This is a genomic window from Bacillus sp. MN7755, assembly GCF_054771475.1.
In genome coordinates this window covers 255683-273262 of record NZ_BTRL01000007.1, presented here as the reverse complement: position 1 = coordinate 273262, position 17580 = coordinate 255683, and the positions used below count along the sequence as shown (strand labels likewise).

Sequence of the window (17580 nt, the reverse complement as noted above, 5' to 3'; positions counted from 1 at the left end):
GTTCTGATCCTCCTTTACCCCCTATTCTGTCTGACTTATATTCAGTATCACAGAGTACTAAGGCGAATTTTTACTGAATAGCTTTTGAGTAAAACCACACTATTCAGTATTACTTATTACAACTACATTGTATGACTGAGTAGAGAGAATGTCAACTTTATTTTCAAAAAAATTTAAAATCCGCTATATCCCAATCGGATACAGGCTACTATTTTTATGTTGAACTATCCATATAACTAGTAAGTTAAAGAATGCTCTACAACAAAAACATATACATTTTTTGTTGTAAGGGCCATCAAACTAGCAAAACAGAGCTGATTCAAAGGGTAATTTAAATCTGCTCTGTTTTATTGTTTTTATACCGATATATCTTGTTTTTTCACGATACAAATTGTTTCTCACTACGATTCCCCTTGTATATAAAGCATAAAGGCAAGTGTGATCAGAGAAAATTTCCAGAGATTAGCCGTACATGATACGAGCCCCTAAAATACAACTCTGCTAGAAATTTTTTCTCTATATTCTCTTTTATTTTATTTCTGATAGTTGATTCACAACACTATCTAAAAATTCTTCTACCTTTTCTTTTGATGTATCCGGCGCATGATAACCAATCGTAAATGTAAGTCTTCCATTATAAGAGCTTGCTCCCATTGAAAAGAATGGTGCATACATAATAGGCGATGTCATATACCCGTCCTCAGCTTGAATTTGACCAAACTGAATAGCTTCATCAGCGATTACTCCCAAATTTGTCAGTAATGGCAACGCCATCCCCATCTGTACAGCCTGTTCGTATTGCTGATTATACATTTCTTTCACAGTAGATAGCTTCATTTCTGCCAGTAGCTCCATTCCTGCAGCTGAAGAAAGACCTGGATTTTGAGACTTTATTTTATCCATTGATTGTTTAACTCGAACAAGAGTCTGATTAAATGTTTCATCTTCTTCCAATTTAATCACTGGCATTTCCATACCAGATAAGTTGCAAATAGCACCAGTTGTATTATTAGGCAGATATCGACGTAAATCAATTGTCAAACCAATCATTTTTTCTGCGGTGCGAGGTTCTGCATACACAGTGAAATGTGATAAAGCTCGGAAGTATGCAGCCATGATTACATCATTCAAGGTAGCCTGTTGTCCTTTTGCCCATTGGGTTAGACGTAGAGTTTGCTCATGGCTCAACCGTCGTACGGACATTTGGGGGAATTTATTTTTATTAGGTTTAGATGGAAAAGACCATAACGATGCCTGTTGTTCTTGGTTAGGACGATACGCACTTTTTATGTCCGATATTCCAGCATATTTGAATACATGTGATTGATCTCGAAAACTCTCATTTTCCTTACCAAATTCCTTTATAATTTGATTCTTAGATCGTCCCAAGGAAAGTTGAGTATAAATTGTTCCAAGTAAATTAATATATTCCTTGACTCCTGTACCATCTGAACATAGATGAGATAATTTCACAACTAACATATCTATTGTAGTGCCTCGTAATAATTTTGTTTGAACCATAGGCCCATCAATACGATCACCAGGTTCCTTAATAAAATCCATTGCCATTATTTCAAGTTCTTGATTATTTCCTTCTGCAAAAAAGAAAATGGGTGATTTAGTGCCAGATGAATGTTCCTCCCAGTAAGGAATATCATTTGCTACAAACCGGCTGTTCAAAACTGGCTGCAATTGTAACGTTATCCTTACTGATTCTTCAAGTTTTTCCTTTGATATACCTACAGGAAAATAAAGAACTGCATTAATTTGTTGATCTGCAGAATAAAGACCTAATACATAATTCATTCGATCTTGAGGTGTTACCAAATACTTTCTTTGTTTCATAATTCCGTCCCCCTTTAGAACTTTTTTATATACACCTATTCTCCATATGCTTGTAACTTTTTTATTCATTTTTCTTCAAGAGCTAACAATGCTTACTTTTTAATTTTTTAACAAACGCATCCTTTCCGTATTAGTTCCACTCTTTTTGCAGGTGATATACCCATTATTTTATTGTCATTAACATTTCCTGTACATCCAATAAAACCAAACGAAAATAAAATAAGTTTGTATATACATAAACATTTTATAATATTGTTTACTAATTATCAACAAGACAAATAAATCATTTTTATGTCTGTCAAGAAAAAACAATAATATAATACGTTCAGAGGTTACTTTATAATAAAAGGTTGATGGGTATGCGTCTGTACCCCAACTTTTTGTTACAGTAAAAAAAGCCCTACATGTTGAAAAGTGTAATCAAAATGAGTTGGGCTTTTTTCAATATTTTCAATTCAAATGAAAAAGAGGTGAAATTATAGATATTCATGTGGAAATTTCATTTTGTGGATACTTACAAATCTTAAGTTGGTGGGCATGTGGTGGGACCCTTTAAAAGCCTTATAAAATCATAAATTTTATAGATATAGCAGCTTCCTTTTATTAATAAGATAAATCATTTGTATGTACGTTTACTCACGCACATACAAATGATTTATACAGCCATAATTAAATAAAAACATTTTTTCGTTACGATAACATCATATCCATATCTTCTGCTGCAGTTGTAATTAGTTTTAAACCGAATGTTTCTTGTAATACATCAAGCACGCCAGGTGAAATAAATTCTGGAGCCTTTGGACCGATGCGAATATCTTGAATTCCAAGACTAAATAGCCCAAGTAAAATGGCAACCGCTTTTTGTTCAAACCATGATAAGACAATACTAACTGGCAATTCATTCACTTCACATTGGAAAGCATCTGCTAAAGCAGCCGCTATTTTCACTGTAGAAATTGAATTATTGCATTGCCCTAAGTCAATGTAACGCGGAATCTCTGTACCAGGTACAACACCATAACTCACATCATTAAAGCGGAATTTCCCGCAAGAAGTTGTTAAAATAACTGTTTCTGGCGGAAGTGACGTTGCTAATTCACGATAATATTCTCCGCCTTTTCCTGGTGCATCACAACCTGCGATGACAAAGAATCGCTTAATCTTTCCTTCTTTTACTGCATTAATAATTTCCGGAGCTAATGATAATACTGTATTATGATGAAACCCTGTTACTAACTGCTCATCCGACTCCATATGTACTTCTGGAAGTTCTAGCGCTTTTTGAATCAATGGTTCAAAATCATCATTTTCAATTTTTTGTACACCCTCTAAACCTGCAATATCATATGAAAAGAATCGATCAGAGTATGATCCTTTAATTGGCATAACACAATTCGTTGTCGCTAATATAGCACCTGTAAATTTTTCGAAAAGACGTCGTTGATCATACCATGCCTTACCAATATTCCCTTTTAAATGTTTATATTTTTTCAGCTGCGGATAACCGTGTGCTGGCAGCATTTCAGAATGCGTATAAATATTAATGTCTTTTCCTTCTGTTTGCTTTAATAGTTCTTCTAATGCAAATAAATTATGACCAGTAACTACAATTGCCTTACCTTCTACATGGTTTTGTGTAATTTGAACAGGCTCTGGAACGCCAAAGTGATTCGTATGTGCCTCATCCAACAACTCCATCACTCGTAAAGCTGATTTCCCTACTTTCATAGCCATATCAATATGTTCTTGTTCATTAAAGTTTGAATTTGTTAATGTCATATATAGTGCTTCTTGCGTTGTAGCATCTACAAATGCATCCGTATACCCTAGCTGAGCAGCATGCGTACGATAAGCTGCAATTCCTTTTAACCCAAACACAATTGTATCTTGTAAACTTGCAATTGTTTCATTCTTTCCGCAAACACCTATTATTTTACATCCGCCTGTTGGGGTTTGCTCACATTGATAACAAAACATATCATCCCACCCTCTCCCAATCATTGCTTACAAACTAAGCATAATACCCGGTGAAATAAAAGGATGTGATATCAATCACAATAATATATAAAAATTTGTGACAATTCATATTGTTGACATAATATTTTTATTGACTCTAAAAACATTACTGAAAAATGTACATCTTTGTTGGTACTTTCAAATAGCTAGTTAATAGATTTAGAGAACTATTACCAACTAGCTATTTTTTGATTACCGATTTTTTGGGAAAGCTCTTTATTTACAATACATTTACATTATCTTAACATTGTTTACATTATTTATATGATATATTTATATAGAAACTACTTAAGAAATTTCATGTACATTGTTATCTTTATGATTTTTATACCAGGGGTGAATTAGGATGACTGAAACTTTAAAGACACTTATCATGCTTGATGCTACTTACGTTGTTATAGCAATTATGACGGTACTGGTATTTGTATACTTGGAATTAAAATCTCAGTAACGTATGCAGGTGTAATCGACAGCTTCAGCATTTAAATATAGTTAAAAGAAAGAGATGGGGAAATTATTTTCTCCATCTCTTTTATATTCCAAAAACTTCTTAAATCTACAATATCCATACTTAATCTTCCTTCATCACATATACTCCGTTTTTCTATTACATTTAAAATCAAAAATGTATTTTGTTAAATTATAATAATCATACTATAATTTATTTATAGCCCTTTAACGGAGGTGTTCTCAATGACTCTCTTCGCTTCCCCATCATTATTTATTCTTGCAATTATTTCATTTGCACTAGCTTATTTCATCGGAGTAAAACAATACACTTGGCTCTTATCAGGATTCAATGAACGCCGTGTACCAGATAAAGTGAAGCTATCAAAAATAGTGGGTCTTTATAATTTAACTGCCGGTGTTATCGCCACAATTGGTAGTGTCTTCATTACACCTAATGCAAAAATAGTATTTCCTATCATTATAATTGGACACGTTATAATCGCTGCTTATGTAAATACACGTATGGTTCAGTAAAAAAAGACCATCCAATCGGATGATCTTTTTTTATAATTTATCAACATATTGCTTCGCTTCTAACAATGAAAACCCAAATGCTTCTCTTACTCTCTTAACTGCTGTAACTGTTTTTCCTTCTTCCATAAGCTGGCGCAACTCTTTATTAATTTCGGGTTCTCTATCTACAATTCCCATTTCTTTCGTAATTAGCTGTAATCTATCTTCCATCCGCTTTAAACGTGCATCCGTTTTCTTTTCAATTTTATTTAATTTTTCAACGATATAAATAAACCCAAAGATCGCTATCGGTATGATCATCCAAAATTCCATGACTATTCCTCCTCATTAGCTTTCATTTGTTTTATTTCACTAACTTATGTAAATTTTACCACAGGACACATTTAATGTATAATAGTAATATACAACACTGTTGATAAAACCTTATATTTTAGGGGGACACTTTATGAAAAGATTTTTTAAGACATTACTACAATTTGTAGTTCTTTCAATTGCACTACATTTATTATTTGATATAGTTGGTTGGCTTATTTTCAATGAGCCAATTAAAAATAAAGAAGTCATTATTTCCTTACTAACAATCTCATGGTTAATGTACATGTACCGAGACAAATTTTTTAAAACATTCACTTCGGATTAACTTAAAAACTTCATCGATAAAAGATGAAGTTTTTTCTTTTTCTCTCATTCTCTCTATTTACTACTGTATAATAGAACTAACATTCTGTCTTTTTTGAAGGAAGGAGTCACTATGAACTTAAAAAGTAACAATATATACGAGAAAATGAGCCAATATTCCGTTGCAGGGTTAAGTCTTGCCGTTATACGTGACGGCAAACTAGACGAAGCGATTGCTTTTGGAACACTTGAAGCTGGAACAAATAGAACTGTCACTATGAATTCTATATTCAATTCTTGTTCAATTAGTAAATTCTTCACTACAATGCTTGTACTGACGTTGTCAGATCAAGAAATCGTGCATTTAGATGAAGACATAAATGATAGACTCACATCTTGGAACACACCTACCAATCTACTTACCTCACAGAAAAAAATCACGTTGCGAAATTTATTAAGTCACCAATCTGGAATTATTGATCCTCCTAATAGTTTTGAGAAGTATACACTTGCACAAGGGCGACCAAACATGTCAGAACTCTTTGCCGGTAAAACATCATATTGCCCAGTACCTATAGATGTGAATTATGAACCAGAAAGTGAATTTCACTACTCTGATGCAAACTTTTGTATTATTGAACTACTACTTGAAGATATAACTGGAAAACCATTCAATCTTTTACTTGAAAAATATATCTTTCAGCCATTGCAACTGAAGAATAGTACCGCATTCTCTACTAAAAATATAAATAAATTAGATACATTCTCTTGTGGACATAATAAAGATGGCACCGTTACAAATGAGAAGTATCCATTTTATCCATTCGCAGCTGCTTCAGGCATTTGGACAACACCAACTGACTTATCAACTTTAGTAATTGAAATCATTCATTCCTTACAAGGAAAGGGAAAACTAAAACTTTCTCAAAAAACAGTACAAGACATGATTTCTCCTCAAGGTTGCTCAAAATGGACTGGATTAGGTGTTTTTCTAGATGATTCGGATGAGGACTTACAAATTTATTCACTTGGATGGGGCGTGGGATTTCAATGTATAATGGTATGCTATCCATACCGAGGTAATGGTGCCGTTATAATGACGAACGCTGACTTAGGTGTTCATCAAATGGAAGGGATTATTGGTGATGTTATAAAAACGTTATCCTTATAATAAAAAAGAAAGAAGCTGTTCTTCCAGCTTCTTTCTCTATATAACATTTTTCGCAACAATTTTTATATGTTCTGGTGCAATAATTTCTTTTATACTTTCTTGGAAATCTTCCCGCAACATTTCTTCAATATGTTCTAGCTGCACTTCAACATGAGTGCATTCTAGAGTATGTATGTTCAATAATGCATAATGATCTTTTTTCTTAATTACTAAATATTGATTTTCCTCTGTTACGAGCATCGAACCTAATCGGATTCCTAGTAGGCGTTGATCATCAAACTTCACAATCATCCACCTCCCTTTATATGTAATAAAATAATATTTTATGTAATCTACTCTTTATAAACTATATCACAATTTATTAAAATATAAATATCATATTTCCTTTTACTAAAAATCCCTATTCTTTTATATATTTCGATACAAAAAACTTTCTCAACATAAAATTAGAATTTTCAGTTTTTATTCTTATGAAAATCAATTATAATAAAGTTAATAAATGTTTGACCTCTCCTAATTCATGTACATATGGATGATCAGTAGTCGCTGCTACTGATCTATTTTTTTGATTTCGGAAAGTAAATAAGCTGCATCCTTTCCTACACCACAAATAAGTGCAGAGCCTCTTTGAGATTGCCACGGCAAACCGATATAATATAATCCTTTTACTGGACTTATACCTCTTACATGATTAGGAAATCCTTTCTCATTCACTGCCTTTTCTATTTCAATCCATTTATAGTTCTGAATAAAACCAGTTGACCATATAATGCTTCCTCCGCTATACGTACCACCATTTTGAAACATAATGCCATTTTCTGATGCACTAACCACTTTTCCCTCTAGTTTAATTGCTCCATTACGAATGAGTTCCTTACCTTCAAAACCAAAAATGGGATCTTTTCTCTTCTGAAACCATTTTCCTCTCTTTGTATTTACTTCAGCGTACAATAAACCCAATTTTTCTAACCAACTAAAAATGCTTTTTCTAAAAATATGTAACGGTAAAAACGTTAAAGGATGACTAATAGACATTGTAACTTCATGAGTTTGTGCAAGTTCTACTGCAATTTGCATTCCTGAATTCCCGCCACCTACTACTAGTACTTTCCCCTTAGGAATTTGTGATGATGATTTATATTGTGATGAATGTATTTGAAAAACATACGATGAAAGATGTTGTGAAAATGAGGGGATGTACGGTTGCTGAAAACCACCTGTTGCGATAACAACCTTTTTTGATTGTAAAATTTCTGTAGGAGTATGTAATTCGAATATATCTTTTTCTTTCTTTATTTTAAAAACTTCAGTTTGCAATTGGACTGGTAATTGAAAGTGCCTTGCATATTCTTCTAAATAAGTTGCAATTTCATCTTTATATGGAAATTCATTTTTTTCCCCTATTAACGCCATACCTGGCAAGCTACTGTAAGACCTTGGGGTAAAAAGCTGCAAAGAATCATATCGATTTCTCCATGAATCACCAACTCGGTTTCCTGCCTCGAGTAGTAAAAAATTATATCCTTCTTGCTTCAAGTAGTATCCCATTGTTAATCCAGCTTGACCCGCCCCAATAATAATTAGATCTTTCACTCTAATCCCTCCTCCTCTTAAACATATGAATACTTGTTCATGTATTCATACGTTTCCATAATAATAACATTTTATTTTTATATCATTCAATATGTATTCAAAATAAAAAGAGCAGTTTACCATCAAGTAAACTCCCCTTCATTCTACCTTCCCAGTCTTTAGCGCTTGTGCCCAGTCATACCTTTCCTGTTGAACAGCTAATCCAGCAGCTTCTTCCCAATTATACGGAACTGAAATTTGTTCAATTATCCATTCTCCCAAAACCTTTTCTATCACTACATATTTTGCATGCGGAGTTCCTGATTCCATTTTATGCATAACAGGTAACTCATCTTTGTATGCTGGAAGTCCTACACTCCCTGGATTTATAATAACCTTTCCGTTAGATAAATAAACAACTCTAGGAATATGTGTATGACCGCATACTATTATTTTTTGCTCAATATTTTGGAGTTGATCCATTATATTTTTTTCATTCTTTAATATCGCACCATTCTCGTCCATCTCTTCTAGTAAATACACCTCATCTGAAGTTGGCGTACCATGACAACATAAAATATTGTCTACAATAAATTGAGAAGGATGTCGCTTTAACCAATCTATATGATTTTTTGTTAATTGGTTTTGGACAAAAGTTAGTGTAGCAGACTGCTCTTCTATAGGTTCCCAAAGCATGCGATCACAGTTTCCCTTAATATGTATCATTTCGTTCTTTATTAATATTTCCATTGCCCCTAAAGGATCTAACGGCCCATACACACTATCCCCTAAATTTATTATCATTTCGACCTTGCGACGTTCAATATCTTCTAATACCCCTTTTAATGCGTGACTGTTCCCATGAATGTCTGAAATTATAGCTATTTTCATCTAAACCCCCACTTTACTATATTATTTATAAACATCTGCCGCCAATTCCCTCAAAACATCCACATTCACTACTTCAAAGCAACCATTGTTTTTCTTTATAATCTCTTTATCACAAAAAATATTTAATGTACGTAATAAGTGCCGATAACTCGTCCCTAACAATTCCGCTGTTTCCGTTAAATTCCCACTAAATACAATTCTATTTCCGTGCTGTACTGCTCGTTCTCCTGCTGCTAACATGTAACTCGCAAGTCTATTTTCAAGTGGATATAGTAAATTAATTGTACTATTTTTTGAAAGTCGGTTTAATTTATGTGCTAACGATCCGCAAATACATCTTAAAAATTTCGCATCGTGAAATAGCTGGTTTCTCACTTTTCCTAATGGTAAAGCAACACAATATGAATCTGCCATTACTTGTACATTTGAAGTGATCCTTTGTGAATGAATTAACTCCACATCTCCAAGTAACTGCAAACTGTCATAAAAACATAATAATACAGATTTCCCGTTACTTAATGTATTAAACGCTTTCGCTTTTCCTTCAACAAAAAAATATAAATAATCTATCTCTTCATTTTCTCTACAAATAAACTCATTCTTTTTAAAAAATATTAGTTCCATATACGGATTCATATCATTACTAAAAAAGGAGTCAATATTATTTTGTTTCATATACTCTGCTAATTTAATAGAATTACATACTTTCTTCATAATCCCCCACCTTTACAACTCATCCCCATTGTAATCAAAATTTTCTTCTTCCACTATGACATATGTCATAGTAATACACAATTTCAGCATGATACAGTCATTACAAATATGAAATATAAAGGGGATATTACATTGTATAACTTTCTTTCTGTCTTTATTGGTGTGCTCATCGCCGTTATGCTCCCATTGAATGGGATTTTATCTGAGTTAATTGGCAAGTATACAGCAAGCGTTGTCATTCATCTTGTCGGTTTAATTGCAGTTATTTTCGTTTTAATCATAAACAAAAATAAAATCCATTTTGATAAAAGTATTCCACTTTTTTTATATAGCGCTGGAGCGATTGGAGTATTCACTGTTCTGTTTAATAATATAAGTTTCTCCGTCCTTGGTGCCTCTATTACGATTGCATTAAGTTTACTCGGCCAATCCATCACTTCCATCGTTATTGATCATTTCGGCTTATTAGGAATGAAAGTTGCAAAGTTTGAAAAGAAAAAGCTAATTGGATTATGTTTCATCTCTTCTGGAATTATAATCATGACAATTTATTAATGGAGGCAAGAAAATGTTATATATTACGATCGCTATTTTAGCTGGTGTTTCTATCGTTGTTGCTAGAATTATTAACGCGAATTTAGCAAAGAAAATTGGCAATTGGGAAGGAACTTTTTTCAATTATATTACTGGCTTATTTTTCTCTATGTTATTTTTAATTTTTAGTTCAGATTCATTATATATTCCAATGCATACGTTACAATCCATACCTATCGCTGTATATTTAGGCGGATTAGTAGGCGTTATCGTTATTTCATTATCGAACTATATTACTCCTAAAATATCAGCATTTTATTTAACGTTACTCATCTTTATCGGACAATTATTTGCAGGGACTATCATTGATTTCTTCCTGACAAATGAACTCTCAACTGGAAAGATTATCGGCGGTGTTTTCGTATTAGTCGGGCTTACTTACAATTTACTCGTTGATCGTCCCCTTAAAACTGTTAAGAATAGCCACGTTCAACTATAATACTTTACGCTTACCTATCATATATTAATAGAAAAGCTCTTCATACGAAGTAATAGAGAGGAGAATATTCTATTAAGAAAATCATTTTACTGCTTTGTAGCACATTGATTATTTGTGGAATCGTATGGTTTGTAAACTCTGGAAAATCTATTCAAGATCTTTATACTGCAAACAAACCGAAAAAGAAAGTGACTATCATTTCAACGCAAAGAGATCCAAATGAGCCTCCTGTCTTTTTAGGAAAGCAGGAAATCAAAGATATACATGTCGAGTCACTTAAAACAAAAAAGGATGTCTTCCTCACAAAAACAGATGAATTAAAAACGTTTATTAATAGTATGGATACCGCAAAAAAAGGAAAATTAACATTAGATGAAGAAGGATCAGATTTAATAGATTGTGATATGTGGATTACTTTCGAGGATGGGACTTATAAAAAATATTTCATATGGGTAGTTGATCATGACAGTAACGAAGTGATGATTGCTCAGCAAGATACTCCTGATGATATAACCCTTACGTATTATCAATTGAATAAAGATAGTTCAAAAAAAGTTTATAACTTATTTAAAAAAATTATTTAAACGAAAAAGTCATGAGCACGTAAGCTCATGACTTTTTCCACTATATATATTCCGGGAACACTTTACATCCCTTTTCCTGTTCTATATCATGTCCAAAGAAAACAATCGGCTTCTCTTTCATCTCAACTTCTTTTAAACGCTTAATTGAAGATAAAGCTAATTCCGAATCAAATCCCGCAAACGGCACTTCATCTTCAAAATTTTCTTTCGTATAAGATGCATCAATCGTTAATAATACAGGACCGGATTTTTCCGTCTCAATTAATAATGACTGATGCCCTGGAGAATGACCAGGTGTATACAATAACCGAACACCTGGTATAACTTCATAATCCCCTTCAATAATTTTGTAGTTCAAATGCGTTAATATACATTCTTTCATATATTCTTCTCTATGAAGTGCTGCCTCATATTCCGCTCGTTGCACAATGATTGGTGTATTTGTAAAAGCACCGTTTCCTCCTGCATGATCAAAATGCAAGTGAGAATTAATAATATATAGAAGGTCTTCCGGCTTATACCCTACACGTTTTAAAATATTGACGATTCTATCTTCTTCAGTCATTTCCGGTAAAATCTGCCCTTCTGCAAATGTCCCTTCAAACAAGTTTTCATTATTAACTGCACTTTCTGGCATACCTGTATCTACTAAAATAGGTCCCTCTTCTGTCTCTAAAAGATAACACCATACAGGTAAATTCAATAAATTTCCCGGTGTGAGTGTACTATTCACAGAAGAATGATCTAACATACACCGACCAGCTGGAAGGAAATAAAGCTTCTTTACTGTCATTATGTATCCACCTTTACATTTAATTTGGGATAAAGTACACAGTAAAAAATTCCTCCTGTTAGAAAAAAACTCCTTCTCTTCTTTCATTGTTTCAACGATTATTTTTGAGTCATTCACAAATTCTTCTTACATTGTTAATTACTATTCGTTATTTTCCTAAGAATCGAGAGTAATAAAACAACTGTTTGTATTTTGAAATATACAAAGGATACAAAGGATACACACTTAACCGAATGTTACATATAAAAAAACCGACTACCTACATGTTGAGAAAAGGAGTCGGTTCTTTTTTTATTTATTATTGCTCTTTATGTGTGGCGAGCTGAGATTATAAAAGATAATATGCTATTGTTTTTTCACTGTAATATTTCCGTTACGTGTGTTTAATTTAATTACATTTTCTCCCTTTCCAATAATCGTATTTCCGTTATATTTATCCAGGATATTCGCGCTGCCATTGTGGACAGAAACATTAAATTGAACATTTGTTGGTTCTTTTTCAGTTTCAATATTGATTTTTCCATTGTGAGTCGTGAAATTGAGATTTCGATCCAGTTCATTTGTTTTAAGGGTAAGGCTTCCATTCTTAGACTGTCCCTCTATTTCACCTTTAACATGCTCTAGCATAATTCTCCCATTATTCGACTTCACATGAATATTTTGCGCTATTATATCTTTAAATCCCATAATTCCATTATTTGTTTCCGCGATAATTTTTGGCGAATTGATTTCTTTTAATTCAACACGTCCATTGTTTGTATTGGCATTCAAATACGTTGTGTTTAATTTTTTTATAGAAACGAAACCATTACTATTAGAAACTTTTAATGAATCATATTGTTTTTCAGGTAGATACACATTTAATGTTAATGGTGCCAATACTTCAGAAATATTAAAATTGAACCAGCTCTGTTGTTTTTCTTTATAAGAAATGAGAAGCGTTGAATCTTTCTCATCCATAGCTAATGTTTTTTTTACGTTTGGATTAACCTCGCCATCTAATTTTACCTTCACGTTACTATCTGTTGTAGGATTGATGTTAACACGAACGTTATTCGTATCGATAATGACGCTTGACACATTATTATTAATGACCTTTTCTTCTGAAATTGGTACTGCAGCAATTGAACGATAAGTGAATAAACTTCCGATAATGCCAATAATGAAAATAATACCTGCAATGATTGAAAGACTCTTTTTATTTATCATGCTTCAAACCACCTTTTACTAGTACTATATTGAACTTTAAATAACGAACAAATCCATTCGTTGATAGCTTCGTTAAAAATAACATAGCAATAACAATGAAATATCCAAGTCCACAAAGTGCTAAAGAAACGAAAAGATTAAATAACAAGAATGTATTTGGATGTATAATAGTATCAACTAAAACAAGTAATGGTGCACCTAAAAATGAGATACCTAGAACCCAACCTGAAAAAATCAATGCCGCTAATGTAATTGCAGGTCCAAGTACGATTAACAAATTGAAAAAACCTAATCCAATTACTGCCCAAATTGCACGAAAAACATTTCCTGTTGTTGCACTTGTTGTTACTTTCTCAATATGATAATCTGCTAATAACTCTTTGGCGATTTGAGCTGGAGAACCTAATGAAGCTACAATTTCTTCTTCACTTTTTCCTTCCTCTAATCCGAAAGTAAAATGTTCTTCATAATCTTTTAAAATATCTGCACGCTCTTTTTCAGATAATCTTTTTAGAGATGCATTTAATTGTTGTAAAAATTTATTTTTCGTCATTACGTACACCTTCTTTTATTAATTGATTGACACCTTGTGAGAACTCATTCCATTCCTCCAATAGTTGGTACAAATACGTTCTACCTTTATCCGTCAGTGCATAATACTTCCTTGAAGGCCCTTCTGAAGACTCCTGTAAATACGTTGTAAAATATTCTTCTTTAGTTAATCTACGAAGTAGAGGATAAACAGACCCTTCTGATATTTCAATTTGATTGGAAATATTTCTAACTAATTCATATCCATAACGGTCTTGCTTATCCAGTAAGACAAGAACACAAAGTTCTAAAACTCCTTTTTTAAATTGTACATTCAATATTCATTCACCCTATTCTAATTGACATTCACTACTGTTTATTATTCAGTACTGTTTTATAATAAGTAACTACAAGTATAATATAACACTCGGTATTGTTCATTGCAAGGTACACTGGAAAAATAAGTATACCTTTCATTCAATGCTTATAAAATCAAACGATGACTAGTCCTCCCCAGTTACAAAGTTCTATATGAGGCTGAAACAGGCCTTTGACAAAATGGAAAGGACTTAACTTTTTTACATAATGACACTTTACCTACTATAATAAAAGAGAAAAACTCTTACTTTAATGGAGGGAATACAAATGAAAGCAATTGGTTTACATGAATACTTACCTATTGAAGATGAAAACAGTTTAATTGATATGGAAATTGAAAAGCCTGTTGCCAGCGGAAGAGATTTACTCATAAAAGTTAATGCTATTTCCGTTAATCCAGTTGATACAAAAGTTCGCTCTCCGAAAGATAAAAAAGAAGAGGTAGCGAAAATACTTGGCTGGGATGCGAGTGGTGTTGTTGTGCAAACTGGCGAAGGTTGTACATTATTTAAAGAAGGCGACGAAGTGTTTTACGCCGGTAGTATTACGAGACAAGGTACATATAGTGAATACCATTTAGTTGATGAAAGAATTGTTGGTAAAAAACCAAAAACGTTAAATGATGCTGAATCTGCAGCAATTCCTTTAACAGCTATTACGGCTTGGGAAGGTTTATTCGAACGTTTAGGCATTGATTATAATAAGAAAGATACAAATACATTTAAAAACATTTTAATTATAGGCGGAGCTGGTGGTGTCGGTTCAATTGCCATTCAACTTGCGAAATGGGCTGGATTGAATGTAATCGCAACTGCATCCCGCAATGAAACGATACACTGGGTTGAAAAATTCGGTGCCGATTATATCATTAACCATCACCAACCTTTACAAGAACAAATAGTAGAGTTTGGGCTAAAAGATGTAGATTATATTTTCTGCTTAAATAATACAGATCAGCATTGGCGAGCAATATGTGACCTCATTAAACCACAAGGGAAAATTTGCTCTATCGTAGAAAATGAACACCCTCTTGAGATGGGTATTTTAAAAAGTAAAAGTGCTACACTCGTTTGGGAGTTTATGTTCACAAAAGCGATGTATGAAACTGGCGATATGATTACACAGCACGAATTATTAAATAAGGTAAGCGAACTACTAGATGAAGGCATTTTAAAAACTACTTTAAACGAAACAATAACACCAATTAACGCTGAAAACGTAAAGAAAGCACATACACTACTTGAAAGTGGGCGCACCATTGGGAAAATTGTTTTAGAGAAATTTTAATAACAAAAAGTCCGATTTCTAAATAAGAAATCGGACTTTTCACTATCTTTATTTACTTGAAATTTCATTATCTTTTTGTATGTCTAACGGAGCACGCTTCCCTATTCCGAAAGCATAGAAACTAATTGTAACGATAGCTAAGAAAATAATACCTACAACTAATGAAATACGAGTATCATCGTTAAACCACATTCCGATTAATACCATAATTAAAAAGGCAATCGTCAAATAGTTTGTAACAGGAGCAAATGGCATTTTGAACGGATGATCTTTCATCTCTGCTCCCTTTTCTTTTCTAAAATTAATTTGACTAATTAAAATGACAAACCATGGTACCATACCAGGAAGTACACTCGCACTATATACATATACGAATAAGTTTTTTGGTGCAATATAACTTAGAACTACACCGACCGCTAATCCGATAATTACGCCAACTGTACCGAATAAAGGCACACCATTTCCAGAAAGTTTCGTGAAATATTTCGGTGCTTGTCCATTTACACCTAACGTATACAGCATACGTCCAGCACTATAAATACCACTATTACAACCAGACATTGCTGCTGTAATAACAACGAAGTTAATAAGTCCAGCCGCAGCCGTAATACCAACTTTCGCAAAAGTCGCTACGAACGGGCTACCAATTGTACTTAATTGATCCCACGGATACACAGTTACAATAACGAAAATAGCACCAATATAGAAAATTAAAATACGCCAAATTGTACTTTGAATCGCTCTTGTAAGTGTCTTCTTCGGATCCTTCGCTTCACCAGCAGTAATACCGATTAATTCCACACCTTGATACGCTCCAACTACAAGTGATAATGCAAAGAAGAATCCAGAAAAACCACCTGTAAAGAAACCGCCATTTGACCAAAGATTCGATATGCCAATCGCTTCTCCGCCGTTACCAATTCCAAAGAAAATAAGTCCAAATCCCGCAATAATCATTAATAGAATCGTAACGATTTTAATCATCGCAAACCAAAATTCAAATTCACCAAATGACTTAACAGAAATTAAGTTAGCTGCGCCAAGAATAACCATTGCGATTACACCTGGTATCCAAGCTGGTAAATCCGGGAACCAATATTGCATATACGCTCCAACCGCGATAATCTCTGACATCCCAACGATGACCCACTGGAACCAGTTACTCCACGCTGTCATATAACCAGCTAGCGGATGCATATACTTATGACCGAATGTCGCAAATGAACCTGTACTTGGCTCCATATACAACATTTCTCCCATGGCACGCATGATGAAGAAGATAAAAATACCTGCAATTGCATACGCAAGCATAACTGACGGACCTGTCCATTTAATCGTGCTGGCTGACCCCATAAACAAACCAACACCAATTGTTCCGCCTAAAGCAATCATTTGAATATGACGTGCTTCTAAACCTCTTTTCAATTCTTTGTTTGCCACTTCACTTCCCCCTCTTAGATGATTCATAGCCGCATTTTAAAACAAGATGCTTTCCCCTAATTCCTTTCGGCCCTGAAAATGATGAAGCAAACGTCATTTTACACTAGCTTTAAAGCTATCCTAAAATCGTTTTTCTGCTTCTTATAAAATTCTCAAAACCTTTCATCTTCCAACATTCTATAAATCTTAAAATTACTTACCTTATATTAATTCATTAATCTGAAAAATTCAATTATTTTTTCGATAAATTATTATACATAAGTCTGATCAATTTTTAACTAAATTAACAATAAAATACATCTATTCAATATGATTCCGTCATGAATATTATTACAATATAAATAATCGACGAGAGCATTTCTTCCTCGGTTTCAGACCGCATGTACTTCAATCTTTATAGTTGATAACGTAAATTCCCACTCGTCCCATTCATATACCAATCAGAAATTTAATATATTAATAAACTACTAACTTCTTTACTCCAGCCCCATTTTGAAGCAGGAATCTTACTACC

19 protein-coding genes are annotated in these 17580 nt (G+C 33.3%); 7 read left to right on the top strand and 12 right to left on the bottom strand.

The features are described 5' to 3' along the window. Positions 1-528: 528 nt before the first annotated feature. A complete protein-coding gene (locus ACYVEC_RS06575; protein WP_063221929.1) occupies positions 529-1845 on the bottom strand; it encodes a condensation domain-containing protein in 1317 nt (438 codons plus the stop codon). Positions 1846-2535: 690 nt separating this feature from the next. Beyond that, positions 2536-3822, bottom strand: coding sequence for a hydroxylamine reductase (hcp, locus tag ACYVEC_RS06570; protein WP_063221930.1), 1287 nt, complete (start codon positions 3820-3822; stop codon positions 2536-2538). A gap of 732 nt (positions 3823-4554) precedes the next feature. Here hcp and ACYVEC_RS06565 point away from each other — a divergent pair. Further along, positions 4555-4845: a DUF3784 domain-containing protein gene (locus ACYVEC_RS06565; protein WP_063221931.1), complete on the top strand. Its 291-nt coding sequence runs from the start codon at positions 4555-4557 to the stop codon at positions 4843-4845. Positions 4846-4875: 30 nt separating this feature from the next. Here ACYVEC_RS06565 and ACYVEC_RS06560 read toward each other — a convergent pair whose 3' ends face one another. Then, positions 4876-5157, bottom strand: a complete 282-nt coding sequence (locus tag ACYVEC_RS06560) for a hypothetical protein (RefSeq protein ID WP_000397700.1) — start codon at positions 5155-5157, stop codon at positions 4876-4878. Positions 5158-5290: 133 nt separating this feature from the next. Here ACYVEC_RS06560 and ACYVEC_RS06555 point away from each other — a divergent pair, with 133 nt between their 5' ends. After that, positions 5291-5485: a hypothetical protein gene (locus tag ACYVEC_RS06555; RefSeq protein WP_063221932.1), complete on the top strand. Its 195-nt coding sequence runs from the start codon at positions 5291-5293 to the stop codon at positions 5483-5485. A gap of 111 nt (positions 5486-5596) precedes the next feature. After that, positions 5597-6634, top strand: a complete 1038-nt coding sequence (locus ACYVEC_RS06550) for a serine hydrolase domain-containing protein (protein WP_063221933.1) — start codon at positions 5597-5599, stop codon at positions 6632-6634. Positions 6635-6670: 36 nt separating this feature from the next. Here ACYVEC_RS06550 and ACYVEC_RS06545 read toward each other — a convergent pair whose 3' ends face one another. From ACYVEC_RS06545 to yeiL, 4 genes are all read right to left on the bottom strand, one after another. Beyond that, complete coding sequence (locus ACYVEC_RS06545) at positions 6671-6919, bottom strand: hypothetical protein (RefSeq protein WP_063221984.1); 249 nt, start codon at positions 6917-6919, stop codon at positions 6671-6673. Between the two features lie 264 nt (positions 6920-7183). After that, positions 7184-8227 carry a flavin-containing monooxygenase gene (locus ACYVEC_RS06540; protein ID WP_063221934.1) on the bottom strand — a complete coding sequence of 348 codons (1044 nt, stop codon included), beginning with the start codon at positions 8225-8227 and terminating at the stop codon, positions 7184-7186. A 138-nt stretch (positions 8228-8365) separates the two neighbouring features. Further along, complete coding sequence (locus tag ACYVEC_RS06535; protein ID WP_063221935.1) at positions 8366-9097, bottom strand: metallophosphoesterase family protein; 732 nt, start codon at positions 9095-9097, stop codon at positions 8366-8368. A gap of 21 nt (positions 9098-9118) precedes the next feature. Further along, entirely contained in the window at positions 9119-9811 is a 693-nt protein-coding gene (gene yeiL, locus ACYVEC_RS06530) for a transcriptional regulator YeiL (RefSeq protein WP_063221936.1), read from the bottom strand. Positions 9812-9919: 108 nt separating this feature from the next. On the opposite strand from yeiL, the gene ACYVEC_RS06525 reads away from it, so the two are divergent. The 3 genes from ACYVEC_RS06525 to ACYVEC_RS06515 all read left to right on the top strand — a co-directional run bounded on the left by ACYVEC_RS06525 (position 9920) and on the right by ACYVEC_RS06515 (position 11428). Continuing rightward, positions 9920-10366, top strand: coding sequence for a DMT family transporter (locus tag ACYVEC_RS06525; protein WP_063221937.1), 447 nt, complete (start codon positions 9920-9922; stop codon positions 10364-10366). A gap of 13 nt (positions 10367-10379) precedes the next feature. Then, entirely contained in the window at positions 10380-10844 is a 465-nt protein-coding gene (locus ACYVEC_RS06520) for a DMT family transporter (RefSeq protein WP_063221938.1), read from the top strand. 89 nt (positions 10845-10933) lie between these two features. Next, entirely contained in the window at positions 10934-11428 is a 495-nt protein-coding gene (locus tag ACYVEC_RS06515; RefSeq protein ID WP_142332879.1) for a hypothetical protein, read from the top strand. A 40-nt stretch (positions 11429-11468) separates the two neighbouring features. Here the strand turns inward: ACYVEC_RS06515 and aiiA are convergent, their stop codons facing one another. The 4 genes from aiiA to ACYVEC_RS06495 all read right to left on the bottom strand — a co-directional run bounded on the left by aiiA (position 11469) and on the right by ACYVEC_RS06495 (position 14299). Beyond that, positions 11469-12221 carry a quorum-quenching N-acyl homoserine lactonase AiiA gene (aiiA, locus tag ACYVEC_RS06510; protein WP_063221940.1) on the bottom strand — a complete coding sequence of 251 codons (753 nt, stop codon included), beginning with the start codon at positions 12219-12221 and terminating at the stop codon, positions 11469-11471. A gap of 345 nt (positions 12222-12566) precedes the next feature. Continuing rightward, positions 12567-13430: a DUF4097 family beta strand repeat-containing protein gene (locus ACYVEC_RS06505; protein WP_275719518.1), complete on the bottom strand. Its 864-nt coding sequence runs from the start codon at positions 13428-13430 to the stop codon at positions 12567-12569. Then, a complete protein-coding gene (locus ACYVEC_RS06500) occupies positions 13420-13983 on the bottom strand; it encodes an HAAS signaling domain-containing protein (RefSeq protein ID WP_460505950.1) in 564 nt (187 codons plus the stop codon). Before ACYVEC_RS06500 ends, ACYVEC_RS06505 begins: the two co-directional genes overlap by 11 nt. Continuing rightward, complete coding sequence (locus ACYVEC_RS06495; RefSeq protein ID WP_063221943.1) at positions 13970-14299, bottom strand: PadR family transcriptional regulator; 330 nt, start codon at positions 14297-14299, stop codon at positions 13970-13972. Before ACYVEC_RS06495 ends, ACYVEC_RS06500 begins: the two co-directional genes overlap by 14 nt. Before the next feature lie 307 nt (positions 14300-14606). Here ACYVEC_RS06495 and ACYVEC_RS06490 point away from each other — a divergent pair, with 307 nt between their 5' ends. Beyond that, positions 14607-15626: a zinc-binding alcohol dehydrogenase family protein gene (locus tag ACYVEC_RS06490; RefSeq protein WP_063221944.1), complete on the top strand. Its 1020-nt coding sequence runs from the start codon at positions 14607-14609 to the stop codon at positions 15624-15626. A 48-nt stretch (positions 15627-15674) separates the two neighbouring features. Here ACYVEC_RS06490 and ACYVEC_RS06485 read toward each other — a convergent pair whose 3' ends face one another. Then, positions 15675-17066 (bottom strand): amino acid permease, encoded by a 1392-nt coding sequence (locus ACYVEC_RS06485; RefSeq protein ID WP_063221945.1) that lies wholly within the window; start codon positions 17064-17066, stop codon positions 15675-15677. Positions 17067-17580 lie beyond the last annotated feature (514 nt).

Bases quoted from the DNA above. Each gene is read 5' to 3' on its own strand.
- ACYVEC_RS06505 (WP_275719518.1), bottom strand. From the start codon at position 13,430: ATGATAAATAAAAAGAGTCTTTCAATCATTGCAGGTATTATTTTCATT.
- ACYVEC_RS06525 (WP_063221937.1), top strand. From the start codon at position 9,920: ATGAAATATAAAGGGGATATTACATTGTATAACTTTCTTTCTGTCTTT.
- ACYVEC_RS06520 (WP_063221938.1), top strand. From the start codon at position 10,380: ATGTTATATATTACGATCGCTATTTTAGCTGGTGTTTCTATCGTTGTT.
- ACYVEC_RS06550 (WP_063221933.1), top strand. From the start codon at position 5,597: ATGAACTTAAAAAGTAACAATATATACGAGAAAATGAGCCAATATTCC.
- ACYVEC_RS06555 (WP_063221932.1), top strand. From the start codon at position 5,291: ATGAAAAGATTTTTTAAGACATTACTACAATTTGTAGTTCTTTCAATT.
- aiiA (WP_063221940.1), bottom strand. From the start codon at position 12,221: ATGACAGTAAAGAAGCTTTATTTCCTTCCAGCTGGTCGGTGTATGTTA.
- ACYVEC_RS06490 (WP_063221944.1), top strand. From the start codon at position 14,607: ATGAAAGCAATTGGTTTACATGAATACTTACCTATTGAAGATGAAAAC.
- ACYVEC_RS06535 (WP_063221935.1), bottom strand. From the start codon at position 9,097: ATGAAAATAGCTATAATTTCAGACATTCATGGGAACAGTCACGCATTA.
- ACYVEC_RS06565 (WP_063221931.1), top strand. From the start codon at position 4,555: ATGACTCTCTTCGCTTCCCCATCATTATTTATTCTTGCAATTATTTCA.
- ACYVEC_RS06560 (WP_000397700.1), bottom strand. From the start codon at position 5,157: ATGGAATTTTGGATGATCATACCGATAGCGATCTTTGGGTTTATTTAT.
- hcp (WP_063221930.1), bottom strand. From the start codon at position 3,822: ATGTTTTGTTATCAATGTGAGCAAACCCCAACAGGCGGATGTAAAATA.
- ACYVEC_RS06500 (WP_460505950.1), bottom strand. From the start codon at position 13,983: ATGACGAAAAATAAATTTTTACAACAATTAAATGCATCTCTAAAAAGA.
- yeiL (WP_063221936.1), bottom strand. From the start codon at position 9,811: ATGAAGAAAGTATGTAATTCTATTAAATTAGCAGAGTATATGAAACAA.
- ACYVEC_RS06575 (WP_063221929.1), bottom strand. From the start codon at position 1,845: ATGAAACAAAGAAAGTATTTGGTAACACCTCAAGATCGAATGAATTAT.